The sequence below is a fragment of the Microbulbifer sp. genome (assembly GCF_036563125.1).
GTDB lineage: Bacteria > Pseudomonadota > Gammaproteobacteria > Pseudomonadales > Cellvibrionaceae > Microbulbifer.
The window spans coordinates 13290-39742 of the sequence record NZ_DATCMV010000122.1 but is presented as its reverse complement, the minus strand read 5'-3'; the positions used below and the strand labels follow the sequence as shown (position 1 = coordinate 39742).

Sequence of the window (26453 nt, the reverse complement as noted above, 5' to 3'; positions counted from 1 at the left end):
TTGATTATTTGCCCCAAGAATGCGCCTCCAGCCCGCGCGGCGTCAAGATTCCCGCCAATCTTATGTCCTTATTGGTGTCAGGAAAACTGATCACCCTGCCCACTATCCCCAATGCGACCAAACCTACATAACGCTTTGATTAATAAACAAAAAATTAAAATTTTCTCGGATCTCCCAAGTTAATGGGCAGTGTAATCGTTTGTAATTGGCAAAGTGACTGAAGTATGCACAATACTGTATGGACAACCAGCAAAGGAGGTGCCTGTGGAATATTTACCCCGCTCTATTCCTGCCCCGCCGGTGCGGTTCATGGATCGATTGCGCGCTTTTATGCGGGCAAAAAGGTTGGCCTACCGGACCGAAGATAGTTACTGCCACTGGATTCGGGATTTCATTCGATTCCACGGAATGCAAAGGCCAGAGTGCCTGGGGGCTACGCAAATCGACCAATGGCTATCGCATCTCGTCTGCGATCGTTCCGTGTCGGTAAACACCCAGAAGATTGCACTGAATGCTGTGGTGTTTCTTTATCGTCAGTTTTTGCGGCTGGATATTGAGCCGCTACAGTTCAGCCGCGCGAAAAAAGGGCGTAAGTTACCGGAGGTGTTCAGCCATGAGGAGGCCACGCGAGTCTTGTCATTGATGTCTGGCCCCGCATCGCTCGCTGCTTCGCTGATGTATGGGTCGGGTTTGCGTGTGATGGAGGCTGCGAGATTACGGGTCCGCGATCTGGACTTTGACCGTCGTTCGCTAATAGTGCGGGAATCCAAGGGCGAGAAGTGGCGCAATACTCTTTTGCCGGAATCATTGCTTGCTTCGCTTAAGTCGCAGGTCGAAATGGCGACAGCGCTGTACCGGCGCGACCTTGAGGAGGGTTTTGGCACTATTTATGCGCCGGGCAGGCGATCCTCTTCTGATCCAGACTCAGCTATTGAATGGCTTTATGTGTTTCCCGCGCAAAATCGCGCTTTGTGCCCGATTACCCAAGTGGTGCGCAGGCACCATATGCGGGAACAGCAGATACGTCGCGCGGTACGCAGGGCGATCAAACAGGCGGGGGTTGCAAAATTGGCGAGTTGCCATACATTCCGTCATTCATTTGCGACCAATCTTCTTGCCGCGGGAACCAGTATTCGGGATATACAGGAGTTACTCGGCCACAGGGATGTGAGTACGACGATGATTTATACCCACGTTATTGGAAAACACAAAGACGGCGCGATCAGTCCACTCGATTATCTGCGCTGAGTCGCGAACGACTCAGCGCAGTATCAAGCAAAATATCCTGCTTATTTGATACCCAGGACTTCCTTACCCTGGATGAATGTCACATCCACCGGAATGTCCGCGTCGGCCAGGCGATCCAGGTCGGACTGCAGTTCAGGGCTGATCACGCCCATACCGTCCAGCAGTTCCACCGCCTTGGTGTAGTTGCCATCACCCTGCACGGTCAGGATCAGGTTGGACAGCTTGGTCATGGCCGCCTGCATTTTTTCGAAGTCGACACTGTACTGGCCAGTGGCTTCATCGCGGGTAAAGGCGCCTTCGTTTTTGAAGAAATTGAAGCGCATCATGTTCGCCTTGCCATGGGCACTGGCGGCACCGAAGCGTACGCTGCGGAAAATACCGGCGAGGAAGGTGACGTAGTTGTCCATCAACTCGCCGTCTGCCAGTTCACCCTTTTCGTGCAGTTTGGTGATCATGTACAGGCCGAGGATATCCGCCTTGCCCTCTTCCAGCGCGGAGGAGGTTTCCTTCAGCGCCTGGCGAACGTTCGCACCGTCGGTAACGGTTTTCTTGATACCGAGGCCGTGGGCGACTTCGTGGAACATGGTGTTGGCAAAGAACGCATCAAAGGTGATGTGCTTGCGCTGGTCTTCCGCAATCAGCTGTGCGCTGATCGGTACCATGATCTGGTCGAACTTCGCGCGCATCGCATTTTTCAGCTGCAGGCGACGGGTGCCTTTTTCCAGCTGCACCTCTTCATCGTTTGGCAGGTTGATGGCGATGGTCTTGGAGCCGGCGTTGCTGTGGCCCGCGTAGTAGAGCACGTCGTAGGCGTTCAGGTCGGAATCGGTTCCAGGCGTTTCTGCCTTGTACTTGTCATCCACCGGCAGGCCACGCTGCAGTTCCGGCAGGAACGCGGCGAACTTGGCCAGTTTCTCGCTCCACGCCATGTCTTTCAGCAGTACATAGGCTTCATAGGCGGTGCGGTAGGCAAACAACTGGTCTTCGTAGTTTTCGATCGGGCCGATTACCACGTCGATGCGGTTGTTCTTCATGTCCATCCACGCCATATCACTGTCGCGGAACTGGTCACTGGTCAGCGCGTCGGCACGCAGGTTCAGGTAAGCGGCGAATTCGGCATCTTCTGCCAGTGCGGATGCTTCGCGCAGCAGGGCGGCAGCCTTTTCCAGCTCCGCTTTGTAGGCCTGGTGGTAGGGCAGCAGCTCGAGCTTGCCGTTACTACCGCGGCGTACCAGAGAGTACTGGCCGTCTTTGCCCGGTTGCTTCCAGGCCTCGAATTCCTGCTTGGTCATGTCCTCGGGGTAGAACTCCGCACCCAGCGGCTTGTCGCCATAGCCTTCAATGAACGGCTTGTTGTCGTTCAGGCGATCCCAAGGACCATAGTTGATATCGGCGAATTTGCGCGCGGCGCTGTCATCGATACCGCTCAGCAGTTCCTGCGCGGGACCATAGGATTGCAGCCAGAACAGCTGGTCCATGATTTTGCTGGCGTCGATCAGTTTACCGATCAGTTGGCGCTGGTTATCCGACAGGGAGGAGAGATCCGCATTCAGCTCCACCGGCGCATAAATATTGAAGCGCGATGGGTCCACGCCCTTGGCGATGGCACCGGTCTGCGGGCCAGCGCTGGGAGACTTGGCATCAGCCTTGGGTTGGACCACGGCGGTTTCGGCCGCGGTGGAGACTTCCGGTTTGCTGGTGGATTTTTCGTCAGAAGAGCAGCCGGCGAAGATGGCGAGTGCCAGCGCGGAGGCGGCAAACGATGCAATACGATTTGCAGATTTCATTCTGATTCCTGCCTGTAATTTTATTTGAAGGAGGCCAGGCACTCTGTATGAGAGGCGCAGCGCCTTGCGCGCCACATTAAATGTGGCCCCGAGTTATGTCCAGCCATGGCGGCAACCCAGTGCGCCGGGCCGGATATTCGGCTGCAATTATGGGCAACTGCAGGAAAATACGTGGCGCGATAAAGAAACAAAAATACTATTCACGCCATAAATCCGGCTACACAATTATTACTGCGCCAGCGCTTCCGCATCCAGTGCACGCTCCCGCTGCTGCATTCGCCACAGCTCAGCGTAGTGGCCGTCGGCAGCAATCAGCTCGCTGTGGCTGCCCTGCTCCACCACACGCCCCTGGTCCATGACCAGTATCTGGTCCGCATCCACCACTGTGGACAAGCGGTGCGCGATCACCAGCGTGGTCTGTTCGCGGGAAATTTCCTGCAATGCACGCAGAATGCCCTGCTCGGAATGACTGTCGAGGCTGGAGGTGGCTTCGTCGAATACCATGATTGGCGGGTGCTTGAGCAGCGCACGGGCGATGGCCACCCGCTGTTTTTCGCCACCGGACAATTTCAGGCCGCGCTCGCCCACCATGGTGTCCGCCCCCTCTGGCAACTGCTGGATGAAATTGTCCAGCTGCGCGTGGCGGATCGCCTCCATCACTTCGGCATCGCTGGCATCCACGCGACCGTAGCGCACGTTCTCCAGAATGGACTGGTTGAACAGCACCGTATCCTGGGGCACCACGCCGATGGCGCCGCGCAGGGAATCCTGAGTGACCTCGCGGATGTCCTGGCCATCTACCAGAATGCTGCCCTGGTTGACGTCGTAAAAGCGGAACAGCAGTTTGAACAATGTGGACTTGCCGGCGCCGCTGGCGCCGACAATCGCAACTTTCTGCTTCGGTGCCACGGTAAAGCTGACGCCCCGCAGGATTTCCCGGTCGCGGTTGTAGCCGAAATGCACATCGCGGAATTCGATACTGCCCTGCGCCACGGCGAGACCACCCGCGGCCTGCGCGTCTTCGATCGCCGGCTTCACCTCGAGAATGGAGAACATTTTCTCGATGTTCGCCAGTGCGCCTTTCATCTCGCGATACACGAAACCGAGGAAGTTGAGCGGGATAAAAATCTGCATCATCACGGCGTTGATCAGCACAAAGTCACCGATGGTCATGGTGCCCTTAGTGACGTTGACTGCGGCCATCACCATGGCACCACACATGGCGGCGGCGATGATGAAAGCCTGGCCCGCGTTCAGCCCAAACAGTGACAGGCGATTTTTTCGGCGCGCCTGTTCCCAAGCTTCCAGTTCGCGATCGTAGTGACTGGCCTCGTGCCTTTCATTGCCGAAATACTTCACGGTTTCGTAGTTCAGCAGGCTGTCCACCGCGCGGCTGCTGCTCTGGGATTCCGCCTGGTTGAGCTCGCGCACATAGCGCGTGCGCCACTCCGTGGCGATCACGGAGAAGCTGATATAGGCCGCCACCGCACCCAGCACCAGCAGCGCGAACGCGGCACTGTAGTTCCACCACAGCAGCCCCACCACCATCAGGATTTCCACCAGGGTGGGCACGATGTTGAACACCATGAAACGCATCAGGAAACCGATGCCGGAGTTGCCGCGCTCGATATCCCGCGACAGCCCGCCGGTGCGGCGGTTGAGGTGGAAATCCAGGTCCAGGCGATGCAGGTGCTGAAAGACTTCGAGCCCGACGCGACGCTGCGCGCGCTCGGTCACACGGCCGAAAATGGTATCGCGCAGCTCGCCAAACAGTACCGAGGACAGGCGCACAAAGCCGTAGGCGAGCAGCAGTCCCAACGGCAAAGCTACGGCCGCGGCAGTGCCACCGGCGCGGTCGAGATCATCGACGATATGTTTGAGCAGAAATGGCAGGCCAACGCTGGCGGCCTTGGCGCCGACCAGGCACAACAGCGCCAGCAGCACCGGGCGCTTGAATTCCAACAGGTAGGGGAACAGGGTTTTCAGCGCGCTCCAGTGGACATCTTCCAGAGCGACGGCGGACTTGGGTCTCGGCATGATCAATCTCGGCAATTCAGGCGCGCAGTATAGCGGAGCCCGTGCCCGAACTGCCTAAAGCGACCCCAACGATCAACTGAGGGCTCTGACCGGCACGTCGTCCCGTCGCCCGATGGGCGCATCCAGCACCCGCACCAGGAACTCCGTCAGCACCCCGGCGGTAAAGCCCCAGATTTCGTAGCCTTCGTATTCGTAGGCCGGGAGGTAGATACGGCGCTGGTCGATGGTGATGCGATCGGTGCGGATACGCGGGTCATCGAAGAAGTAAGACAGCGGTACCCGGAAGATGGCGTCCAGCTCACCGGGATTGGGCGTTAGCGCTGCGTCCGGTGAGACGACCCCGAGCCAGGGGGTGACCGCCACCTGCCAGCGGGTATTTCTGGTCCACAGGGGCCCGAGAACCCGCACCTGGTCCGCGGGCAAGCCGATTTCCTCGTGGGTTTCCCGCAGCGCCGTGAACTCGAGGGAAGGGTCGGTTTCATCCCAGCGCCCACCGGGCAGCGAGACTTCGCCGGAGTGGCTGGAGAGCTGTTGGGAGCGCAGCGTCAGAATGACCTGCGGGTCCGGCTCGTCGGTCAGCGCCAGCAATACCGCCGCGTGCCCGTGTAAATCGGGCCCGCGGGGCACTTTTGCCTGCAATTCATCCTTCACTGCGGCAAACCGGCGTTCAATGATATTCAACATCGTTGTCATACTCTGGCACCGTTTCCTGCACTGGTGGTGCTCACGAAACTTCTGAAACTATACCCCGATTGCGGATCGTCCTCACCCCTGCGGTTCCGGGGAGGAGGTTCGCGCCCCGCCCTCACCCCGGTGCTTGGGTTTATGGCCACCCTTCACTTTCTCCCGCACGGACTGCACCAGCGCGTAGTAAATCGGTATCAGGAACGTCGACAGGATACTTGCAGCAACCATGCCACCGAACACCGCGAGGCCGAGAGAAACCCGGCTGGCGGCGCCGGCGCCGGTGGCGATGACCAGCGGAAAAATGCCCAGCACAAACGACAGTGCCGTCATCAGCACCGCACGAAAGCGCAGGCGTGTGGCCTCCAGTGCGGACTCCCGCACCGATTTGCCCTGATCCCGCTGCAGCATGGCGAATTCCACCATCAGAATCGCGGTCTTCGCCGCCATCGCAATCAGCAGCACCATGCCAATCTGGGTGTAGAGGTTGTTTTCATGCCCCATCAGCCAGCACGCCAGCAGACCGCCGCCAATGGCAATGGGTATCGCCAGCAGTACCGCAATGGGAATCGCCCAGCTCTCGTACTGGGCGACCAGAAACAGGTAGGCAAACAGCACCGCGAGCGAAAACAGGATTGGTGCCACATAACCGGCGCTGATTTCCTCCAGGCTGGAACCGGTCCACTCGTAGCTGTACCCCTCGGGCAACTGCGCTCCCAGTTCCTCCATGACCCGCATCGCCTGGCCGCTGGAATAGCCCGGAGCCGGCACGCCGTTGACACTGATGCTGTTGTAGAGGTTGTAGCGATTCACCGTCTGTGGACCGATGCTCGGCACCACTTCAGCCACCGAACTGACCGGCACCAGGCCGCCGCTGTTGGCGCGCACGAAAAAGCCGTTGAGATCCTCTTCGTCATCGCGAAACTGTGCATCGGCCTGCGCCATCACCCGGAACATTTTGCCAAAGCGGTTGAAATCGTTGACGTAGAATCCGCCGAGGTATGTCTGCAGGGTGAGATACACATCGGACAACTGCAGCCCCAGGATGTGCGCCTTGTCCTTGTCCACATTTAACTGCAACTGCGGCGTCGACGCCTGGTACGTGGTAAAGGCGCGCGCAATCTCCGGGCGCTGGTTGGCTTCGCCCAGCAGCGCATAGAGCACCGCCGCCAGCTCCTGAATTTGCCGCCCCTGCAGGTCCTGCAGAATAAATTCGAAACCGCCGATGGTACCCAGGCCCGGCAGCGCCGGCACCGGAAAGGCCTGCACCTGCGCTTCGGACACCGCAGCCCCCAGCTGCTGCACCTTGCCGAGGATCGCAAACTGGTTCAGTGCCGGTGTTGTGCGCTCTTCCCAGGGGTGCAGTATCACGATCATGAATGCGGTATTCGATGTGAGGCTACCGGACAGCAGGCTGAAGCCGGGCACGGCCATCACATGCGCCACACCGTCGAGCTTGCGGATATTGTCACTCAGCCCCTCCACCACGTTCACCGTGCGCTGTAACGATGCACCATCGGGCAACTGCACATTCATCATGAAGAAGCCCTGGTCCTCATCGGGGATAAAGCCGGTAGGCACTGCGGTAAACAGCCACGCACACAACCCGGCGGCACCGGCAATCGACGCCAGCCCGATAAGTGGGCGCCGCACGCAGAAATCCACGATGCGAATATACAGATGCGTGGCGCGGCGCAGAAAGCGGTTAAAGAATCCGAATACCCCCGACAGTTTCTCGCCCTGTTCGCCCTCTCCGCGGGCGGGACGCAATAAAATCGCACTGAGCGCGGGGCTCAGGGTCAGGGCGTTGATACTCGAAATCATTACAGAGATGGAAATAGTGAGCGCAAACTGCTGATACATTTTCCCGGTCAGCCCCGGCATCAACATCACCGGGACAAACACCGCAAACAGCACTGCAGTGGTGGCGACCACTGGCCCGGTCACCTCGCGCATGGACTCCATCGCCGCTTCCTGTGGCGCCAGCCCCTCGCCCAATAAACGCTGGGTGTTTTCCACCACGATGATGGCGTCATCAACCACGATGCCGATGGCGAGAATCAGCGCGAACAGGGTCACCGTATTCACCGTCATACCCAGCGCATACATCACCGCGAAGGTGCCCACCAGTGAGACCGGAATCGCAATCGCGGGAATCAGCGTTGCGCGCCAGTCCTGCAGGAACACAAACACCACCACAATCACCAGTAACAGGGCAATCACCAGTGTCTCCGCCACTTCCTTGATGGAGGCGCGCACAAAATCGGTGGTGTCATAGAGGATTTCCGCTTCCAGCCCGTCGGGGAAGCGCCTGGAGAGCTCCGCCATTTTCTCCCGCACCGCTTCCGCGACATTCAGGGCATTGGCATCGGGCAACTGGTATACCGCAATCACCGCGGAAGGCTTGTTATCCAGTTCCCCGAAGGCCGCGTAACTCAGGCTACCGAGTTCAATACGCGCGATATCCCGCAGGCGCACGATGGCGCCGTCAGGCTTTGAACGGATACTGATATTGGAAAACTCTTCAGGGCTTTCCAGACGCCCGCGCGCGATGATGCTGTATTGAAACTGCTGCTCTTTCTGGATTGGCGGTGCGCCGATACTGCCAGCCGCCACCTGCAGGTTTTGCGTGCGGACCGCGGCAATCACATCGCCAGCGGTTATATCGAGCGCGGCCATTTTGTCCGGGTTGAGCCACAGGCGCATGGAGTAGTCCTGGGCGCCGAGAATCTGCACGTCGCTGACACCATCGAGGCGCGCCAGCTCATCGCGGATAAAGATTTCACCGTAATTGGCGAGAAACAGCGTATCGAATTTGTTCTCCGGGGAGAGCAGGTTCACCACCAGCAGAATGGTGTTGGACCGCTTTTCCACCGTCACACCACTGCGGGTCACCTCCTCCGGCAGGCTCGGGCTGGCCTGCTGCACCCGGTTCTGCACGTTTACCTGGGCGATATCCCCGTCGTAGCCGCTATCGAAGGTGACCGTGAGGCTGTAGGTGCCATCGTTGCTGCTGGTGGAGGACATGTACTGCATCCCCTCCACCCCGTTGACCTGTGACTCGATGGGGATCGCCACACTGTCACGCATCACTTCGGCACTGGCACCCGGGAAGGACGCACTCACCCTGACCGTCGGCGGCGCGATGTCTGGGAACTGCGCGATCGGCAACAGCGGCAGGGTCAGTATCCCCGCGAGGCTGATCAGGATCGAAATGACCAACGCAAAGCGCGGGCGACGGATAAATGTAGCGCTGATCATCGCCCACCGGTCCTTCGCGAGTGCGCCGCCGGCCCGGGGTTATTTGCCGTCAAAGTACGCATCCGGCTCCCCGTCCCGCGTCGATTCATCGTCGGCACCGGATTTTTCCCGCCCCGCCTCCGGCACCTCCCCATCGGGGAGCTCCATCACCGGTCTTGCCGTGCCCGGTGGTGTTACGGTTTTCAATCCCTCGTAAGGGTTCAACGCGGTGTTCTGTGGCGTCACTGGCTCACCGGCAGTGACCCGCTGCAGACCATTGACGATAAGCCGCTCGCCCGGCTGGAGCCCCTTTTCCACCGCCCACAGCTCCCCTTCCCGCTGCCCCAGTTCCAGATAGCGCTTGTGCGCAATATTTTCGGTATCGACCACATACACGAAGCGCCCCTGCATGTCCTCCTGCACCGAGGCCTGGGGGATCAGTGGTTTGATAGCATCCTTGCCGGAAAAAACACTGATTTCCACCCGCGCAAACTGTCCCTGCACCAGCAGGTGTTCCGGGTTCGGGAAACGCGCGCGCACCAGTGCCGAGCCAGTGGTCTGGTCGATCTGATTGTCGACAAACACAATGATACCGGGATGGGGATAGAGCTCCCCGTTGGGCTGTTTGATACGCACTTCCCGTCGCTCCGGCGCAATCCCCTGCTGGCGGCGTCGCGCCGCCTCTTCCTGCACCACGAACAGACGGTGCTCCGGGACTTCAAAATTCACAAAGATCGGGTCCATGCGCACGATGGACGTCAGCGGATCGGAGTTCGGCCCAACCAGCGAGCCATCGGTAAACTGACTGCGACCGATGATGCCGGTGAGTGGCGCACGGATCTGGGTAAAACTCAGGTTGAGTTCGGCGGTATCGACATTGGCTTTCATCGCCTCCATCTGCGACTGGGCCGCTTCGTAAGTGCCGGCCAGTTCATCCATTTGCACCTTGCTGATGGCGCCGGTGCGCACCAGTTCACTTCCGCGACGGAAATTGCGCTCGGCGATCACCAGCGCAGACTGCGCCTGGGCGAGATTCGCTCGCTGATTTTCCAGCGCAGAGACAAATGGCCTCGGATCGATCACATAGAGCAGCTCCCCCTGCTGCACCATCTGCCCCTCGATAAAATTGCGGCTCTGGATAAAGCCCTCGACCCGCGGCCGCACCTTGAATTCGTCGGTAGCCTCGACCCGGCCGACATACTCATAGCGGGGAATCACCTGATGCGCGCGCACCGCAAGTACTTCCACCGGAGGCGGCTTGGGTGCCGGCATGTCTTCGCCCTTGTCAGAGCAGGCACTCACACACAGAAAGGTGAGCGCCGCAATGAACAGAGCAGAGAGCGGCGATAAGGAATGGGATCTGGACATCAGCTAAAACACACAGCCTTTAGCACTACGACTCATGCTTCAACTATAGATGGCACACTTCGCGAAACCGCATAGCGCGACTAAGCGTGTGCCAAAAGACCGGATGGGCGCGCAACCGCTGCGAAGGCAACCGTCCACCGCGATAGAAAATATTCGCGCTTGGCGGTGTCGGCGATGCGCCGGACTAAACTTGGCGCGGGATATACACGATCCCGCGCCCGTCACTCAAACAGCACCCGGCAGTTGTCAAACACGATGTTAATCGCCTCCAGACGTGAACATTTCAGTGAAGTCGGCAAGTTGGCCGCCATCGCGTTTACCGGGCACGGCGTTATTTTCCTGATCAACCTGATACTGGCGCGCAACCTGTCTGTGGACGAGTACGAAAACTATGTGGTGGCCGTAGCGATATTCCTGCTGATCTTGGCCATCACCTCACAGGGACTGGACAAATATGCCATCAGAATGATGCCGGCAAAATTTGCCCGCCAGCATCACGGCCACGCGGCACACTATTTTGTGTTTTCCATAACCCGCCTAATCATCGGCTCCGTTGTGGTGGCGGTACTGACGCTACTGTGGGCACGGGAAATGCGTGAGTATTCACCGGATGCCATGAAGGCCATCCACTACAGCCTGGTCGCGTTGCCGCTGGGCGCATTGACCTACTACCTCTGCGCAGTGATCAGCGCCACCGGCGATTGTGTACGCGCGGCAGCGGTCACCTATCTGATCGTGCCCGTACTCACGCTGGCGTTTATCGGCGTGGCGCTGCTCACCGGGTTCCCCCAAACGGGTGGCATGGGCATCCTGTGCTGGCTGATTGCCTGGTGCTTTGGGCTGGCGCTTGCGGTTTATTGGGTGAAGAAGGCATGGCCGGCATCGCCTGGTATCCAGCCCGTGGAGAACGCTGACGTTTCCTGGCAGCGCGAGGCGAGCCCTTTCTGGTTCTATCGCCTCTCCATGGGCATCATTGCGCAGACGGTTATTATCCTTCTCGACTGGCTACAGCCATCGTCCGCGGCAACCGGTGCCTATGCGGCGGCCATGTCCACAGCGGGCCTCGCCGCGGTACTGGCGGCGGCCACCAACCGTGTGTATGCGCGGGAAATGTCGATCATTTTGGAAACCGGCGATCACGCCGCACTTCAGCGCCTGCGCATCCAGCGCCTGCAGTGGATGCTACCGGCGCTGGGGCTTTTCCTGATTATCGCGCTGACCTTCACCCGGGAAATTCTCGGTCTTTTTCACCCTGACTTCGTCAGCGAGGGAACCCCCGCCTTCCGCATTCTCGCAATCACCACCTCCGCCACCGTTCTCATGGGCGTCGCACCGATTTATCTCAAACACCAGAAGCAAAACCGCATCATCTTTCCCGCACTGGCACTCGCCGCGCTGGCCCAGATCGTGTTGCTGCTGTTTCTGGTACCAACGCTTGAAGCAACCGGCGCCGCCATTGCCTACATGATCTCGATGGTGGGGCTCTACGGCTATTTCTCCGTGGTGAGCCATCGCCTGGTTCGCGCCGCCGAAGCGGCGCGCAAATAAACCGCTATATAACGCGCGAAATTTATTACAAATCGCATTGAAAGGGTCCGGCGCCCAAATTCACCTTGGGAACTACACTGAAAGCAGTTATCCATCGGCCGCATATCAATGAGCACAGAACCGCAACAGCATCTGACACGCACGACCATGATGGGCATGGTCGTCGGCTCCATGGTCGGCGCCGGTATCTTTTCGCTGCCAGCCACCTTTGCCAATGCCACCGGTCCCTTCGGCGCACTGATCGCGTGGGGAATTGCTGGTACCGGCATGTTGATGCTGGCGTTCGTGTTCCAGACCCTGGCGGTGCGCAAACCGGATCTCGATGCCGGTATCTTCACTTACCCCAAAGATGGCTTTGGCGACTATATCGGCTTTATGGCCGCCTTCGGTTTCTGGGCCGGCAGTTGCCTCGGCAACACCACCTATTTCGTGTTGATCAAGTCCACCCTTGGCGCGGCGATACCGGCGTTTGGCGAGGGCAATACCATTCCCGCGGTGGCGGTTTCCTCCGTGATCCTGTGGTCCATCCACTTCATGATCCTGCGCGGGGTGAAACAGGCCGCAGCCATCAACAGAATCGTCACCGTTGCCAAAATCATCCCCATCATCCTGTTCATCATCATCGTGGCAATGGCGTTCAAGAAAGATCTGTTCGTCGACAATTTCTGGGGCGGTGGTGATTACGACTTTTCCGATGTGATGAGCCAGGTGCGCCGCACCATGCTGGTTACGGTGTTTGTCTTTATCGGTGTGGAAGGTGCCAGTGTGTTCTCACGCTACGCCAAGAACCGCGCGGACGTGGGCTGGGCGACGGTGATGGGATTTATTGGCGTGCTGTGCCTGATGATCCTGGTCACGCTACTGCCCTACGGCGTACTGCTGCGCCCGGAAATCGCAGCAATGCGCCAGCCATCGATGGCAGGTGTACTGCAGGCGGTGGTCGGCACCTGGGGCGCGGTGTTCGTGAGTGCGGGGTTGATCGTTTCCGTGCTCGGCGCCTACCTGGCGTGGACGCTGCTGTGTGCGGAAGCACTGTTCACCGCCTCCAAGTACGACCTGGTACCCAAGGTGTTCGGGCGCGAAAACCAGAACGGTGTGCCATCCACTGCCCTGTGGCTGACCAACAGCCTGGTGCAGATTTTCCTGATTCTCACCATCTTCGCGCGTTACGCGTTCGACCTGACGCTGGAGCTGACCAGTGCGATGACGCTGATCCCCTACCTGCTGGTCGCCGGTTACGGACTCAAGCTCGCGTTCACCCGCGAGACGTATGAATCCGATCCTGCACGACTGCGCAATCGCGAACTGATTGTCGGCATTATCGCCACCCTGTATACCTTCTTCATGATACTGGCGGGCGGGATAGTGTATGTGCTGCTGGCCTGTATCCTGTTCGCTCCCGGTACCTTGCTGTTCATTGTGGCGCGGCGGGAATTGAACCTGCGCACGTTCACCAGCAAAGAACTGATTCTGTTTTCGGCCATCGTGGTCGGCGCCATCATCGGTATCTATTCACTTGTCACCGGTGCCATCGTTCTCTAGAGAGAGTTTTCCCATGGCTACTCCCAAGTCGAAATCCACCGCCACGCTCGGCGTGCACTCCGAAGTCGGACAGCTGCGCAAGGTCATGGTGTGCGCCCCCAGTCTCGCACACACCCGCCTGACCCCGACCAATTGCGACGACCTGCTGTTTGACGATGTGCTCTGGGTACAGAATGCCAAGCGCGATCATTTCGACTTCATGAACAAAATGCGCGACTTCGGCATCGAAGTGGTGGAGATGCACAACCTGCTGACCGAGGCCGTGGCGATTCCGGAAGCGCGCAAGTGGCTACTGGACCGCAAGGTGACACCCAACAATGTTGGGCTCGGCATGATGGAGGACACGCGCGCCTACCTCGAAAGCCTGCAACCGCGCGAACTGGCCGAATATCTCATTGGCGGGCTGTCGGTCATCGATCTGCCGGATGAATTCTCGAAATCCGATTACATGGAACTGGCGCGCGAAGCCCACGGTGCAACGGAATATCTGCTGCCACCGTTGCCAAACACACTCTATACCCGCGACACCACCTGCTGGCTGTACGGTGGCGTCACCCTGAACCCACTGTACTGGCCTGCGCGCAAGGAGGAGACCTTCCTCACCACCGCCATCTACAAGTTTCACCCGATGTTTACCAAGGAGAAATTTGAAGTCTGGTGGGGAGACCCGGACAAAAACTTCGGCCTCGCCACGGTGGAAGGCGGCGATGTGATGCCGGTGGGCAACGGTATTGTGCTGATCGGCATGAGCGAACGCACGTCCCGCCAGGGCATTGCCCAACTCGCCACCGCACTGTTCGAGAAGGGAGCCGCAGAGCAGGTGATTGTGGCGGCGATGCCGAAACTGCGCTCGGCGATGCATCTCGATACGGTGTTTACCTTTGCCGACCGCGACGTGGTCACGCTGTATCCCGAAATCATGAATCACGTCCACTCGTTGATTCTGCGCCCTGGCGACAATGGAAAGAATCTGCACGTATCCTTGGAAACGAAACCCTTTGTCGATGTTGTTGCCAAGGCACTGCACCTGAAGAAAATTCGCGTGGTCGAGACCGGCGGCGACCACTACGCGTCGGAACGGCAACAGTGGGACAGCGGCAACAACCTGGTGGCGGCAAAGCCCGGGGTGGTGTTCGCCTACGACCGCAATACCTACACCAATACCCAGCTGCGCAAAGAAGGCATCGAAGTCGTCACCATTGTCGGCGCCGAACTCGGGCGCGGTCGCGGCGGCGGTCACTGCATGACCTGTCCGATCGTGCGCGACCCTGTCGATTTCTGAACAAATGGATTTCTGATTTTTTATCCGGGTTAACGGCGGCGAGCTGACGGCGTCGCGCCGGCAACCTGCCCACACGAGAAATCCTCACCATGGCAGAGTCGGGTGACCTCCCCACTATCCGCGAGCCCTCTCTCGCCGATGCACTGATCCCGCTACTGACACTGGCGGTATCCATCGGCGGCGCACTGGCCCTGTTCGGCATGCAGGCGCTGGATGGTCCGATCCAGACGGCGCTGATCGTGTGCTGCATGGTCGCCGCGCTGATTGCGCTGAAGAACGGACACTCCTGGGCATCGGTGCAGAAGGCCGGTCAGGGTGCGCTGGCGTCCATCACCAGTGCAATTTTCATTCTGCTCGCGGTGGGCGCGCTGATCGGCACCTGGAACCTGTCGGGCACCATACCCACACTGGTCTACTACGGCATCCAGGCGCTGTCGCCCACCTGGTATTACGTGGCGAGTGCACTGATTTGCGGTGTGATCGCCCTATCCATCGGCAGCTCCTGGACCACCGCCGGCACCATCGGTGTGGGGCTGGTGGGCATCGCCAGCATGCTGGAAGTCTCCACTGCGATCACCGCCGGCGCGGTTATCTCCGGCGCCTATCTCGGCGACAAGCTGTCACCGCTGTCGGAGACCACGATTCTCGCCTCGCAGATGGTCAAGGTGGATGTCTACACCCATATCCGCAACCAGTTCTGGACCTCGATGCCGGCGTTTCTGTTTGCCGCGGTGATATTCACCCTGCTCGGCCTCGGTCGCGTCGATGCCGAGGGGCAGACCGAATTGCAAAAAGTGGTGGAACTGGATTCTCTCAACGGCATTTTTCGGATTACCGCACTGAACCTGTTGCCGCTGTTGTTACTGGTCGTAATGTCAGTCCGCAAATTTCCCGCATCAGTCTCACTGCTGCTATCGGCAATTTTCGCCGGTATTCTGGGCGCATTTCTGCAACCTGCGGTCTACGCAGGGTTTGCCGGTGAGGAAAGCCTCGGCATCGGCGGCGCGGTCAAAGCCATCTGGCAGGCGATGGCAAATGGCTTTCACATGGAGTCCGGTGTGGCAGATGTGGACCGGCTGCTGTCGCGGGGCGGCATGTCGAGCATGCTTCACACCCTGTGGCTGATCATGGGGGCAGTCACCTTCGGCGCGCTGCTGGATGAATTCGGTCTTATCAAGCGCCTGATCAATCCACTGATATACCGCGCCAAAACCATTGGCGGTCTGTTCCTGACGGTATTTGCCAGTGCCTTCGGCCTCAACCTGGTGGCGGGGGACCAGTACATCGCGCTGGTATTGCCGACCCGTATTTTTCGCGCGGAATTTGCAAAACGCGGCCTGGCGCCGCAAAACCTGTCGCGCCTCGCCGCCGACTGCGGCACCGTGACCTCACCGCTGGTACCGTGGAATTCCTGCGGCGCCTTTATGGCCGCGGTACTCGGTGTACCTACGCTGCTCTACCTGCCATTCTGCCTGTTCAATATCGCAAGCCCCGCGCTCAGCGTGCTGTACGGCTACACCGGGTTCAAGCTGGTGAAGCTGGACAGGCCGATGGATACAAAGTCCGACAGCGCAGCCTGAAACAGCTGACACAATTCCGCACCGCGCGTATCACGCGTATACTGGCGCGATGAAATTTTGCAGCCATTGCGGCCACACCGTTGTATTCGAGATCCCCACCGGGGACGACCGCCCCCGCCACCTGTGCCGGGACTGCGGTGCCATTCACTACGTAAACCCCCGCGTGATCGTCGGTACCCTCCCCTACCTCGGCGACCGGGTATTACTGTGCAAACGCGCCATCGAGCCCCGCTACGGCCTATGGACCCTGCCCGCCGGTTTTATGGAAAACGGCGAGAGCAGCGAACAGGGTGCGGTGCGGGAATCCTGGGAAGAGGCGCGCGCAAAACTGCGTGTGGACGAACTTTTCTCCGTATACGACATTCCCCACATCAACCAGGTGTACCTGATGTACCGCGGGGAACTCACCGACACGGACTTCGGCCCGGGGCCGGAATCACTGGAAGTGGAATTGTTTGACGAGAAAGACATTCCCTGGGACGAGATGGCCTTCCCGGTGATGACACAGACGCTGAAGCACTACTTCCGCGATCGGGAAAGCGGGGTTTTTCAACTGCATCGCGGAGTCATCGAGCGGAAGCTTTAACCGCAGCGGCTATCCAGCCGCCATAAATCAAACGCCGGCTCCTCATACGGATGGGCGCGGCGCATGGCGGTGAGAACCTCGTCCACCAGCTCATCCTTACACACGGTTTCCACCCGGTACTCCGCCACCTGTTCCACCTGTCCCTGCTGGCCGATAAACGGCTGGCTGCCATCCAGCGGACGGAACTGGCCGCTGCCGAGCACCTGCCAGCAGCAGCTGTCGTAGTCGCCGATACGCCCGGCACCGGCGGCAAACAGCGCCTGTTTCACGCTTTCAAGGTGTGACTCGGGGATATACACGCAGAGTTTGAACAAGGCGCTGCTCTCTCAAAAAGTATCAGAACAACAGGGTCATCAGCTTGCGCTGGTAGGCCGCTGCCACCGGATCGCCCTTGCCCAGCGCCTTGACGATATCCAGGTAGGCCTGTTTCACCGCACCATCCGCATAGCCCATATCCCGACGCAGAATATTCAGCAGCAACTCCAGTGCCTCTTCGTGGCGCTCGGCCTGACTATATTGCACGGCCAACTGGTATGCGGAGCCAAAATCTTCCGGGTTGGCCTCCAGTGCCTGCTGCAGTGCCTTGATCTCTGGGGATTCCGCCGCCTGCAGTTTCAGCTCCAGCTGCGACATCAGCTGCTGGTAATCGCTGTCCTGGTCCGCCAGCAGGATCTTGCCGAGCACCGCTTCCGCGTCCTTGGTGCGATTTTTCTCCAGCAATACCGCCGCGTATTGCTTGGCAATATCCGCGCGCTCGCCGGAGTCGCTGTAGGCCTGGCGCAGAATCGGCAGCGCCTCGTCCAGCTCGCCCTCACCGATGAGTTTCTGTGCGCGCTGCAACTGGATATCCCAGGGCTTCGGCAGGTATTTGTCGAGCATTTCACGGATCTGGCGCTCCGGCTGGGCGCCGGCAAAGCCATCCACCGGCTGGCCGTCTTTCAGCACCATCACCGTCGGCAGGCTGCGCACACCCAGCTGTCCCGCCAGCATCTGTTCGGTGTCGGCATTCAGCTTGGCCAGCAGGAACTGACCGGCGTACTCCTTTGCCAGTTTTTCCAGCACCGGCATCAGCTGCTTGCAGGGTTCGCACCAGTCCGCCCATACATCCACCACCACCGGGCGCTTCATGGATTCTTCGATCAAAACCTGCTGGGCGTTCTGGGCCGTCACATCGACGATAAAATCTTCCACGGATACTCCTGAATTCTGCTGATCGGCCACACATTGGTTTGCGGCCTTGATGTGGGCGCATGATACCCGATTGCCGGCAAATTGCGGTCACTTGGGGCGCAAATTCACCACATGGCAAAGGCACTGCGCACGTCGCGGTATGCGTTTGCGCAGGTTCCATTTCCCGTTAAAGTAGCCCATCTCGCTCCCGCCCGCAGCGGCGGGCAAACAACACCCCCAAACGCACACGCCGTGGATACCATGCATACGCCCATCCGCCGAATCTCGCTTTCGTTTGCCATGATGGAAGAGGCCAGACCGGTAATAGACGCCCTGGCCCTCGTACCCAATGCGGAACTTCATGACCGCGACCTGCCCTTCCAGACCTATTCGGGGGATGCGTTCGGCCTGCAGATATCCATCACCGTCAGTGGCCACGATCACCGTTTTCAGGTGGACAATATCGGTCCGGTCGCGGCGACCCTGATGGCCTACACCACCATCGAACATTTCTCACCGGATCTGCTGATCAGTGCGGGAACCGCGGGTGGATTTGGCGAACGCGGTGCCGCTATCGGCACCGTCTATCTCAGTGATGACCGTTTTGTTTTTCACGATCGCGTGGTGCCGTTACCGGGCTTCGATGAGTCAGCCATCGGCCACTACCCGGCGCTGAACGTGCGCAAAATGGCCACCGACCTGTCTCTGCCAGTGGGTATCGTGTCCTCGGGCAGTTCGCTGCAGAAGCAGCCGCGAGATGTCGCGGTGATTGAACAGTTCGGCGCAGTGGCGAAGGAAATGGAAGCGGCGGCGGTTGCCTGGGTATGCATGCTGAAGGGCACCCCGTTCGTGGCGGTCAAATCCATTACCAACCTGCTGGACGGGCCGGGCACGTCGGAAGCCCAGTTTGTGGAAAATCTCGCTACTGCCAGCCGCTGCCTGCAAGGCGAGTTGCTGCGGGTACTGGAATACCTGGGCGGAAAATGTATCGCCGAACTGTCAGAGTAAATCTTGCTTAACCGGCATTGCGTTCAGCGGTTGTGCAGTGCACCAGTATTTTCAACCAGTTGCACCTCACCGGTATATTCCAATCCCATGGCCTTGCGCAGTGGCTGCACTTGCAATTTCTGCTCACCGAGGGTGATGTGCGGGTGCAGATACGGCGCGAACGACTCGGTATTTTCCCCACCCAGCAGCCACTGCTGGATAAACCCCTGGTCCCTGGGCGCGATCATGGGAAAGCTTTTTTCATGAAAGCGGGCGGTTTGCGGGTGCGCAGCAAGTGTGATGATCGAGCAGCTCAGCAGGTCGCCCCAGGTTTTGTACAGGCCGCAGAAAAAGAACGGCTCACCAAAGCTGAACTCCACCGGATTCTTGCCGTGCTGGCTCTCTACCCAGGCGCTGGCGGGAATCAGGCAACGGGACTTTCGGTACTCCGGGCGCTGCGGGAGCTTTTGCGAGTTGCTGTTGATGGACCAGTATTTTTTATGGGGCTTCCACTGGTCGCCGCTTTTTTCCAGATACAGATGCCAGATGGCATTTTCCACTTCCGGCTGGCCGTGGCGGGCGGTGACTATGCTGACCAGAGTGGTTGGGCGCCGGCGGCGCCCGAACAACATGCGCTGTGGATGCAGAACACCGCACTCTTCCAGAAAGCGCTCTATACCAGCATCGTCGTTGACGTCAAAGACACTGCACATAGGCTCTGCCAAACATTGCCACCGCCATTATCCCCGCAATTACCAGTTCAATGACGAGGGCAAGCGCGGGGATGAAAGCAGCCTGGAAAATTTCTCCCAGCGCTCATCCGGTGAATCCGCGCCCTGCTCCACATATTCCGCCACCAACTGTTTGCCCCAGTTGTAGTTGATCACGTAGGCGCCGTAGGCATCCACGAAACGCACGCGTTGCGCCGCCTTCTCCGGGCTCATGGCGGTGTATTTCTGGAAGCGGGCAATGGCTTCCTCGCGGTTGATGTCGCCGTCGATATATTCCCGCGCGACGATATTTTCCGCGAACTTCAGCTTTGCCAGCAGGTCCAGCACCCGCTGGTATTTTTCTGCACCGGCAGGGTCGAGACCGGCGAGCGGATACAGGGTCTCCTGTTCAAAACGTGTTTTTTCATCGCCGGGAAACGCGAGGTCGATACCGTAATTGGCGCTGCCCTCGGCGATCAGGGATTGCGGGCTGAACAGCGGGTAGACGCTGTACTCCACCCAGCCCTGATCCTTCACCAGCTTTTGCTCCAGCAGCGCATTGTAGGTGTGGTGCCCGGGATAACCTTCGTGGCAGCCGAGGTCCACGGCGCGGTCGATATAGATGGGAAGTTCGGTGTTGATCTGGATCAGGCTGTGGGCATCGCCCTGATACCAGTTGTAACCACTCCAGGGTTTGTCCTGCACGTATTCAAGCCGGAAGCTCTCGTTTTGCGGCAACTGGATATGCGCCTTGGTACGTTTTTTACACTCGTCGATAGCGGCATTGAACACCGCGTCCAGTTTGTCTTCCGGAATCCGATACTGTTGCTGGAATTGCTGCACACGAATGTGCAGTGGTTCGCTTCCCGGCAGCTCTTTTTCCAGCGCCGCCAGTTCTTTATCAAATTCCGCGTATTCCTGCACCGGTGGTTCGGTGTCGTAAAGGGCTTTGGCTTCCTTCTGGAAATTGCGGGCGTCTGCGTCGGCTAACTGGTGAGCATGGGCCATGACGGCACTGAGCTGGGTTTTGAGGTATTGCTGGCGAAGCGTCTGCAGGTCGCTCGCCGGCTCGATGGTTTCCGGCAGTTTGGCCAGCAGCAGTTCCGCGCGGCTGGCGAGTTCCGCCGGTGAGGCCTGATCCGCTTCCGCTTCGTCCTTCCACGCCGCGGGGCCATAGTAGGCATCCACATAGCTCTTGTCGTGTTTACCCAGCGTCAGCACCAGGCGTACATAATCTTCCGCCAACTGGTCCAGCGCAGTATCGTCTGTGGGATTTTCCGGCGCCATCGGTGTCACCGGCGGTGCAGTTTCGGTTGAAGACGGCGCCGGGGCAGTTTCGGTCTTGCGGGCGTCACAACCCGCGATTAGGGCAGCAAGCAGGCACATCGCCGCGGAGGTCATTATTTTTTTCACGCACATCCTTCCGGTTGATATTTCTTGAGAGAGTTTTCGCTTCATCGCCGACGATCATAGTCGATTCAGGGTTTCACGCCGACCGCTGGTGGCAGACGGGCCAGCGCCCGTTTGATCCACTCCAGAAACAGCTGCACCTTGCGCGTGCGGTGCATATCCCGGTGTGTAACCAGCCACAAGTTCGTACGCCACTCCTCCGGTGGCTCGATCATACGCCGCAAGCCAGGACGCGCTTCCGCACACCAGCTGTGCAGGGCGGCGATTCCCACGCCGCAGCGCGCGGCATCCTCGAACCCGGAAAATTCATTGCAGCGGAACACCACCTGTTCTTCCGGCACCCGTTTGGCAATCCAGTCCAGGCTGGGGATGAAATCATAGGCCTCCACCGGCGCAATAAAGCGATGCCCCGACAGATCGTCGCGACTAACCAGCGGTCCGCACTCGCGGATGTAGGCATCGGAGGCGTACAGGGAGTTCTGCAGGGAAATGGCCGGCTGCACCACGTAATCCGGCTCGCTGGGCCTGGCACCCGGGCGAATGCCGATATGTGCTTCGCCGTGTTCCAGTCGCAGGTGGCGACGGTCCGCCACCAGCTGCAGCTGCACCTGTGGGTTCTGCACCTGAAATTCACGCATGATGGGCATCAGCTGCGGGATCAGGGTGTTGACGGTCGTGATGATGAGTGTGCCGTGCAGCGCTTCATCCACCCCCTGCATCTTGCCCACCAGCAGGTCCAGCTGATCCTGCATATTTTCCGCGGCGCGCATCAGGATCTGCCCTGCCTCGGTGGGTACATAGCCACGGGGATGACGAATGAACAGGCGGGTTTTTAGCGCCCTCTCCAGCGCGTCGATACGACGCAGCACGGTGGAATGGGACACCTCCAGTTCCAGTGCCGCGCCCGACAAGGTGCCCGCACGCGCAACGGCCAGCGCATAGTGCAGGTTGTTCCAGTCCTTGACCGAACTGCCGGACATGCAGGCCTCCCCCCCCATTTGGACTCACAAGCGAACTCAAAATCTGACCAGGCGGACTCTAACGCTGCAGGCATGTCTGTGCAAATATGCACAGACTCATTGCAAGTAGAGCATTTCTGCTGCCCGCCACCTTTGCCAGAATGGCGCCATCAACGATACCGCCCCTACACAAGGTCGAAGCGGCCAGCAACAAATACCAGAGGTATGATCATGAGCAACAACCGTAAACCCCGCCTGCTGGCCCTCGCCGGCAGCCTGCGTCAGGACTCCTGGAACCGCCTGCTGGCTTCCGCCGCCGCGCAAATGGCGCGGGATGCCGGTGCCGAAGTGGTGGAAGTGAACCTGCGGGACTTCCCGCTGCCCCTGTTCGATGAAGACATCGAAGCCGCCGGCATACCCGAGCAGGTCAGCCGCCTGAAGGACCTGTTTGCCAGCGCCGACGGCCTGCTGATCGCGAGCCCCGAGTACAACGGTTCGGTCACCGCCGCGCTGAAAAACCTGATCGACTGGGTATCGCGCCCGGATGGCCAGTACGCCCGCGCCGAAGTATTCCAGGGTCGCCGCGCCGCATTGTTCGCCACCTCACCGGGCGGCCTCGGCGGCATGCGCGGACTCAATCACCTGCGGGATATCCTGCAGCCGCTGGGCACCTGGATTGCCCCTACCATGCTGGCGGTTCCGGCATCCATGAATATTTTCGATGCCGAGGGAAATCTGGTGGATGATGGCGCAAGGAATCAGCTGCGCACGCTGGTGGAACAGACAATGGCCGCGATTGCGGTGTAAACCAGCGGCTGACCGGACTGCGGAGCAAGCGTCGGTAAATCCGGGTGAGGGCGCAGCCCTCACCTCAGCTTTCCTCTTCGTAGCGCTGCCAGTATTTCTGCATTTTCAGGAACAGGAAGGACGCGGTCCAAGTAATCAACACCAGGCCGGTAAGGGCCTCAAGGCCGGCGGTAAAACGCAGCTCACCGTGAGGCTCGACATCTCCAAAACCAAGGGAGGTATAGGTGGTAAAGGAAAAGTACGCGCAGTCGATCAGGGTGCCATTGAAATTCCCCGACAAGGTGCCGAAAAACGGCGAGCTGTACATAAAGTAGTAACCAAACGCGAACAGCCAGATTTCGGCGATATGCCCGATCAGCGCACCGAATACCCCCATCAATACGCCGAGATTGCGCCGTAACTGCAGCTTGTGCCCCAGCTTGAACAGCCCGTTCAACACTTCGTGGTGTATGACGATGGCGCAAGCGACCAGCAGGCTGTTGATCAGGAATGTCATCAACATATCAGTGAAGTTCTGGTTAACGTCGTTTCTGGAAAAAATCCCTTACCAGGGTGCCGGCCTCGTCCTGCAGAACCCCGCCTTCCACCTGGATCTTATGGTTGAAAAACGTCTGCTCTGCCAGCTGTAACTGGCTCACCACCACACCGGCACGTGGTTCCGCGGCGCCGTAGACCAGGCGTGCGATGCGGGCGTGCACCAGGGTACCGAAGCACATGGTGCAGGGTTCAATGGTGACATACAGGGTGGCGCCGGGCAGGCGGTAATTGTTCATATGCCTGGCGGCGGCGCGCAGTGCAACCACTTCGGCATGCGCGCTGGGGTCCGATGCGGTAATCGGCTGATTGAAGCCCTCGCCGATGACCACCCCATCCAGTACCACCAGTGCACCGACCGGCACCTCCCCCAGTTCGGCAGCTTTGGCGGCAAGCCCCAGTGCCTGCTGCATAAACATGAAATCCCGCGGTGTCGCCAAGTCTACGGCCCTTTGTTGTTACGCGATTCAATACGCGATGTTATGGAAGTTTATTCGCTTGCTGTCGCCGGTTTGACGAAATGCCGCACCACAAAATCCGCTTCCAGGTGCAGGCTATCCTGCTGCTCCAGCAACTCACGCGCCTCACTGCGTCCCTTCCAGGCAAAGGGGGTCATCGCCAGAAAATTCCTGACGGCTTCATTGGTTGCGATATTCAGCGGAAAGACGCAGCGCAATTCACTGGTAAGTTCGAGCCCCGGTACCGGCGCGGGCGCCGCGTGTTGCTGTGGGGTGTCGTACAGACGGGTTTTCAGGCCCCACAGGTGGTCGGGGCCCGGCGCAACATCCAGCAGACTGGCGCCGGGCTTCAGTACCCGTACCAATTCTTCGGCAGGGCCCGGCGCAAAAACGCGCAGCAGTGCGTCCACGCTGGCATCTGCCACCGGCAGATGGAAGCTGCTGGCCACGGCAAAATTTGCCTGGGGCAGTTTTTTTGCCGCCAACCGCACACCGGCCTTGGCGATATCGACGCCGTAGATATTCGATGGGCACCAGCCGCTCTCCGCCAGCCTGCGCGCGTAATAGCCCTCGCCGCAACCGAGATCCAGCAGTACCGGATTTTCGCCCTGCGCATTTTGTAGGAGTTGCGCGCAGATGGCCTGAGCCAGCGGGCCGTAATATCCGGCCTCGAGAAACTGCCGACGCGCGCCGAGCATTTCCGCGGAATCTCCCGGCTCGCGGCTGTGTTTCTGCTGCACCGGCAGCAGGTTTACGTAGCCCTCTTTGGCGCGATCGAAACTGTGGCCGTTACTGCAGCGCCAGCTTTGGTTTTCGAGCATCAGGGGGTGATTGCAATGAGGACACTGCCAGATCATGCGCTTTCGCTAATTTCCTGTGATTTTTGCACGGCGGGTTTATTGAGGATCAATTCCGCCGCTTTTTCGGCGATGGCAATCACCGGTGCATTGGTGTTGCCGCTGATGAGGGTGGGCATTATGGAGGCATCCACTACCCGCAGTCCATCCACGCCCCGCACCCGCAGCTGACTATCCACCACCGCGAAATCATCGTCCCCCATTTTGCAGGTGCCCACTGGGTGGTAGATGGTCTCGGCATTCTGGCGAATGAAATTCGCAATCGCGTCGCGGTCGTTCAGCATTTCTGCCGGTGCCCACCAGCGTTTCTGCAGTGTTTTCAGCGCGGACTGGCCGATGATGTCGCGAGCCATTTCAAACCCCTCGATCAGTACCTGAAGGTCTTCCGGGTCGGCGAGATAATTAGGCTGGATCAGTGGCGACGCCTTGGGATCGCGGGAGGTGAGCGCAATATGGCCACGGCTTTTCGGCCTCAGTGCGCAGGCGTGCAGGGTGTAACCATTGCCCGCCTTTTTATCCAGACCGTGTTTGAACAGCGGCGCGGCGCTTAAGTGAAACTGGATATCCGGGTGCTCTCCGGCGACGCTGGAACTGGCAAAACCGCCGGCTTCCGCAACGTTGTTGGTGAGCATGCCGCGATTGAGCAGCAGGTATTCCGGCAGGCGCATGGCTGCGGCAAGCTTGGGAAAAAAGGCATCGTTAAATCCCACCGCGCGATCGGTCTCCACCACCTGGGAAATATCCAGATGATCCTGCAGGTTCTGGCCTACGCCCGGCAGGTGACACTGGGGCACGATACCGAGCTTTTTCAACTCCGCCTCAGGGCCGATACCGGAGAGCATCAACAGCTGTGGCGACTGGATGGCGCCGGCGCAGAGAATGATTTCCTTGTTGGCAATGATGCGGTGGCCATTTAGCAGGGTCACGGCACTCACCCGGCTGCCCTTAAAGTCGAGCCCAGCCACCTCTGCGCGGGTAAATATACTGAGGTTGGGACGGTTCTTTACCGGGTAAAGATAGGCAGTGGCGGCGGAGCAGCGGCGGCCAGATTTCTGCGTGACCTGATAGAAGCCCACGCCGTTCTGCTGGTATCCGTTGAAATCGTGGTTGGGCCGGTAACCGGCCTCCACCCCGGCCTGGACAAAAGCGCGCCCGGCGGCCGATTTCCACTTGAGATCGGAAACGGTAAGCGGACCGTAGCCGCTGTGATAGGCATCGCTGCCGCGCTGGTTGCCTTCTGCCAGCAGGAAGTACGGCAACATGCCGGACCAGCCCCAACCGGGATTGCCCGCCTTTTCCCAGGTGTTGTAATCCCCGGGGTTGCCGCGGGTGTAAATCATGGCGTTGATGGCACTGCTGCCACCCAGCACCCTGCCCCGCGGCCAGAACAGGCGGCGGTTGTCGAGATTGGGTTGAGGTTCGGTGTAGAAGTGCCGGTTGAAGCGCTTGCCCGGCAGCAGGTAGCCGATACCCGCGGGCATCTGGATCAACAGGTTGTGGTCGGAGGGACCCGCTTCCAGCAGGCACACACGATTCTGTTCGTCTTCGCTCAGGCGATTGGCCAGCACACAACCGGCAGAGCCCGCCCCCACAATGACATAGTCGTAGACCCGACTTTTACCCATACCCGCCTCCAGTCCATTGTTCTGATCATCGCTG

The 26453-nt window shown here is 59.3% G+C and carries 22 protein-coding genes; 8 read left to right on the top strand and 14 right to left on the bottom strand.

From position 1 onward, the window contains the following. The first annotated feature begins 264 nt into the window (after window positions 1–264). Window positions 265–1248, top strand: coding sequence for an integron integrase (locus VIL80_RS10300; protein ID WP_332036029.1), 984 nt, complete (start codon window positions 265–267; stop codon window positions 1246–1248). Window positions 1249–1289: 41 nt separating this feature from the next. Here VIL80_RS10300 and VIL80_RS10295 read toward each other — a convergent pair whose 3' ends face one another. The 5 genes from VIL80_RS10295 to VIL80_RS10275 form a co-directional block, all read right to left on the bottom strand. Continuing rightward, entirely contained in the window at window positions 1290–3035 is a 1746-nt protein-coding gene (locus tag VIL80_RS10295) for a DUF8614 domain-containing protein (RefSeq protein ID WP_332036028.1), read from the bottom strand. A 228-nt stretch (window positions 3036–3263) separates the two neighbouring features. After that, window positions 3264–5072, bottom strand: a complete 1809-nt coding sequence (locus tag VIL80_RS10290; RefSeq protein ID WP_332036027.1) for an ABCB family ABC transporter ATP-binding protein/permease — start codon at window positions 5070–5072, stop codon at window positions 3264–3266. A 72-nt stretch (window positions 5073–5144) separates the two neighbouring features. Continuing rightward, complete coding sequence (locus VIL80_RS10285; protein ID WP_332036026.1) at window positions 5145–5765, bottom strand: NUDIX hydrolase; 621 nt, start codon at window positions 5763–5765, stop codon at window positions 5145–5147. 72 nt (window positions 5766–5837) lie between these two features. After that, entirely contained in the window at window positions 5838–9017 is a 3180-nt protein-coding gene (locus tag VIL80_RS10280) for an efflux RND transporter permease subunit (RefSeq protein ID WP_332036025.1), read from the bottom strand. A 39-nt stretch (window positions 9018–9056) separates the two neighbouring features. Beyond that, window positions 9057–10364 (bottom strand): efflux RND transporter periplasmic adaptor subunit, encoded by a 1308-nt coding sequence (locus VIL80_RS10275; RefSeq protein ID WP_332036024.1) that lies wholly within the window; start codon window positions 10362–10364, stop codon window positions 9057–9059. Between the two features lie 255 nt (window positions 10365–10619). On the opposite strand from VIL80_RS10275, the gene VIL80_RS10270 reads away from it, so the two are divergent. From VIL80_RS10270 to VIL80_RS10250, 5 genes are all read left to right on the top strand, one after another. Further along, entirely contained in the window at window positions 10620–11912 is a 1293-nt protein-coding gene (locus VIL80_RS10270; protein WP_332036023.1) for a lipopolysaccharide biosynthesis protein, read from the top strand. Between the two features lie 108 nt (window positions 11913–12020). Next, a complete protein-coding gene (locus tag VIL80_RS10265; RefSeq protein ID WP_332036022.1) occupies window positions 12021–13454 on the top strand; it encodes a basic amino acid/polyamine antiporter in 1434 nt (477 codons plus the stop codon). A 13-nt stretch (window positions 13455–13467) separates the two neighbouring features. Further along, on the top strand, window positions 13468–14736 hold the full coding sequence (gene arcA, locus VIL80_RS10260; protein ID WP_332036021.1) for an arginine deiminase: 1269 nt from the start codon (window positions 13468–13470) through the stop codon (window positions 14734–14736). Window positions 14737–14825: 89 nt separating this feature from the next. Continuing rightward, window positions 14826–16316: a Na+/H+ antiporter NhaC gene (gene nhaC, locus VIL80_RS10255; protein WP_332036020.1), complete on the top strand. Its 1491-nt coding sequence runs from the start codon at window positions 14826–14828 to the stop codon at window positions 16314–16316. A 49-nt stretch (window positions 16317–16365) separates the two neighbouring features. Further along, complete coding sequence (locus VIL80_RS10250; RefSeq protein WP_332036019.1) at window positions 16366–16902, top strand: NUDIX hydrolase; 537 nt, start codon at window positions 16366–16368, stop codon at window positions 16900–16902. On the opposite strand, the gene VIL80_RS10245 is transcribed toward VIL80_RS10250, so the two are convergent. Both VIL80_RS10245 and trxA read right to left on the bottom strand, forming a co-directional pair. After that, the gene (locus tag VIL80_RS10245) at window positions 16899–17216 is read right to left on the bottom strand and encodes a YqfO family protein (protein ID WP_332036018.1); all 318 of its coding nucleotides are present in this window, start codon (window positions 17214–17216) and stop codon (window positions 16899–16901) included. The genes VIL80_RS10250 and VIL80_RS10245 overlap by 4 nt on opposite strands. A 22-nt stretch (window positions 17217–17238) precedes the next feature. Then, window positions 17239–18093: a thioredoxin gene (gene trxA / locus VIL80_RS10240; RefSeq protein WP_332036017.1), complete on the bottom strand. Its 855-nt coding sequence runs from the start codon at window positions 18091–18093 to the stop codon at window positions 17239–17241. Window positions 18094–18333: 240 nt separating this feature from the next. On the opposite strand from trxA, the gene VIL80_RS10235 reads away from it, so the two are divergent. Then, complete coding sequence (locus VIL80_RS10235; RefSeq protein ID WP_332036016.1) at window positions 18334–19080, top strand: phosphorylase family protein; 747 nt, start codon at window positions 18334–18336, stop codon at window positions 19078–19080. A gap of 23 nt (window positions 19081–19103) precedes the next feature. Here the strand turns inward: VIL80_RS10235 and VIL80_RS10230 are convergent, their stop codons facing one another. Genes VIL80_RS10230 through VIL80_RS10220 form a run of 3 tightly spaced genes read right to left on the bottom strand, consistent with a single transcriptional unit; the run spans window position 19104 to window position 22159 of the window. After that, window positions 19104–19772, bottom strand: coding sequence for an SOS response-associated peptidase family protein (locus VIL80_RS10230; protein WP_332036015.1), 669 nt, complete (start codon window positions 19770–19772; stop codon window positions 19104–19106). 39 nt (window positions 19773–19811) lie between these two features. Next, the gene (locus tag VIL80_RS10225; protein ID WP_414684546.1) at window positions 19812–21188 is read right to left on the bottom strand and encodes a hypothetical protein; all 1377 of its coding nucleotides are present in this window, start codon (window positions 21186–21188) and stop codon (window positions 19812–19814) included. A gap of 59 nt (window positions 21189–21247) precedes the next feature. Then, a complete protein-coding gene (locus VIL80_RS10220; protein WP_332036013.1) occupies window positions 21248–22159 on the bottom strand; it encodes a LysR family transcriptional regulator in 912 nt (303 codons plus the stop codon). A 210-nt stretch (window positions 22160–22369) separates the two neighbouring features. On the opposite strand from VIL80_RS10220, the gene VIL80_RS10215 reads away from it, so the two are divergent. Then, the gene (locus VIL80_RS10215) at window positions 22370–22945 is read left to right on the top strand and encodes an NADPH-dependent FMN reductase (RefSeq protein ID WP_332036012.1); all 576 of its coding nucleotides are present in this window, start codon (window positions 22370–22372) and stop codon (window positions 22943–22945) included. Between the two features lie 64 nt (window positions 22946–23009). On the opposite strand, the gene VIL80_RS10210 is transcribed toward VIL80_RS10215, so the two are convergent. The 4 genes from VIL80_RS10210 to VIL80_RS10195 all read right to left on the bottom strand — a co-directional run bounded on the left by VIL80_RS10210 (window position 23010) and on the right by VIL80_RS10195 (window position 26419). Continuing rightward, window positions 23010–23447 (bottom strand): potassium channel family protein, encoded by a 438-nt coding sequence (locus VIL80_RS10210; RefSeq protein ID WP_332036011.1) that lies wholly within the window; start codon window positions 23445–23447, stop codon window positions 23010–23012. Window positions 23448–23463: 16 nt separating this feature from the next. Continuing rightward, entirely contained in the window at window positions 23464–23892 is a 429-nt protein-coding gene (gene tadA, locus VIL80_RS10205) for a tRNA adenosine(34) deaminase TadA (protein ID WP_527250112.1), read from the bottom strand. 77 nt (window positions 23893–23969) lie between these two features. Beyond that, a complete protein-coding gene (gene rlmA / locus VIL80_RS10200) occupies window positions 23970–24794 on the bottom strand; it encodes a 23S rRNA (guanine(745)-N(1))-methyltransferase (RefSeq protein WP_332036009.1) in 825 nt (274 codons plus the stop codon). Further along, window positions 24791–26419: a GMC family oxidoreductase gene (locus VIL80_RS10195; protein ID WP_332036008.1), complete on the bottom strand. Its 1629-nt coding sequence runs from the start codon at window positions 26417–26419 to the stop codon at window positions 24791–24793. Before VIL80_RS10195 ends, rlmA begins: the two co-directional genes overlap by 4 nt. Between the last annotated feature and the right edge of the window lie 34 nt (window positions 26420–26453).

Bases quoted from the DNA above. Each gene is read 5' to 3' on its own strand.
- VIL80_RS10210 (WP_332036011.1), bottom strand. From the start codon at position 23,447: ATGTTGATGACATTCCTGATCAACAGCCTGCTGGTCGCTTGCGCCATC.
- VIL80_RS10295 (WP_332036028.1), bottom strand. From the start codon at position 3,035: ATGAAATCTGCAAATCGTATTGCATCGTTTGCCGCCTCCGCGCTGGCA.
- nhaC (WP_332036020.1), top strand. From the start codon at position 14,826: ATGGCAGAGTCGGGTGACCTCCCCACTATCCGCGAGCCCTCTCTCGCC.
- VIL80_RS10220 (WP_332036013.1), bottom strand. From the start codon at position 22,159: ATGTCCGGCAGTTCGGTCAAGGACTGGAACAACCTGCACTATGCGCTG.
- VIL80_RS10280 (WP_332036025.1), bottom strand. From the start codon at position 9,017: ATGATCAGCGCTACATTTATCCGTCGCCCGCGCTTTGCGTTGGTCATT.
- rlmA (WP_332036009.1), bottom strand. From the start codon at position 24,794: ATGATCTGGCAGTGTCCTCATTGCAATCACCCCCTGATGCTCGAAAAC.
- VIL80_RS10195 (WP_332036008.1), bottom strand. From the start codon at position 26,419: ATGGGTAAAAGTCGGGTCTACGACTATGTCATTGTGGGGGCGGGCTCT.
- VIL80_RS10285 (WP_332036026.1), bottom strand. From the start codon at position 5,765: ATGACAACGATGTTGAATATCATTGAACGCCGGTTTGCCGCAGTGAAG.
- VIL80_RS10275 (WP_332036024.1), bottom strand. From the start codon at position 10,364: ATGTCCAGATCCCATTCCTTATCGCCGCTCTCTGCTCTGTTCATTGCG.
- VIL80_RS10225 (WP_414684546.1), bottom strand. From the start codon at position 21,188: ATGTGCGTGAAAAAAATAATGACCTCCGCGGCGATGTGCCTGCTTGCT.
- VIL80_RS10265 (WP_332036022.1), top strand. From the start codon at position 12,021: ATGAGCACAGAACCGCAACAGCATCTGACACGCACGACCATGATGGGC.
- VIL80_RS10270 (WP_332036023.1), top strand. From the start codon at position 10,620: ATGTTAATCGCCTCCAGACGTGAACATTTCAGTGAAGTCGGCAAGTTG.
- arcA (WP_332036021.1), top strand. From the start codon at position 13,468: ATGGCTACTCCCAAGTCGAAATCCACCGCCACGCTCGGCGTGCACTCC.
- VIL80_RS10290 (WP_332036027.1), bottom strand. From the start codon at position 5,072: ATGCCGAGACCCAAGTCCGCCGTCGCTCTGGAAGATGTCCACTGGAGC.
- tadA (WP_527250112.1), bottom strand. From the start codon at position 23,892: ATGCAGCAGGCACTGGGGCTTGCCGCCAAAGCTGCCGAACTGGGGGAG.
- VIL80_RS10235 (WP_332036016.1), top strand. From the start codon at position 18,334: ATGCATACGCCCATCCGCCGAATCTCGCTTTCGTTTGCCATGATGGAA.
- VIL80_RS10215 (WP_332036012.1), top strand. From the start codon at position 22,370: ATGAGCAACAACCGTAAACCCCGCCTGCTGGCCCTCGCCGGCAGCCTG.
- VIL80_RS10250 (WP_332036019.1), top strand. From the start codon at position 16,366: ATGAAATTTTGCAGCCATTGCGGCCACACCGTTGTATTCGAGATCCCC.
- VIL80_RS10230 (WP_332036015.1), bottom strand. From the start codon at position 19,772: ATGTGCAGTGTCTTTGACGTCAACGACGATGCTGGTATAGAGCGCTTT.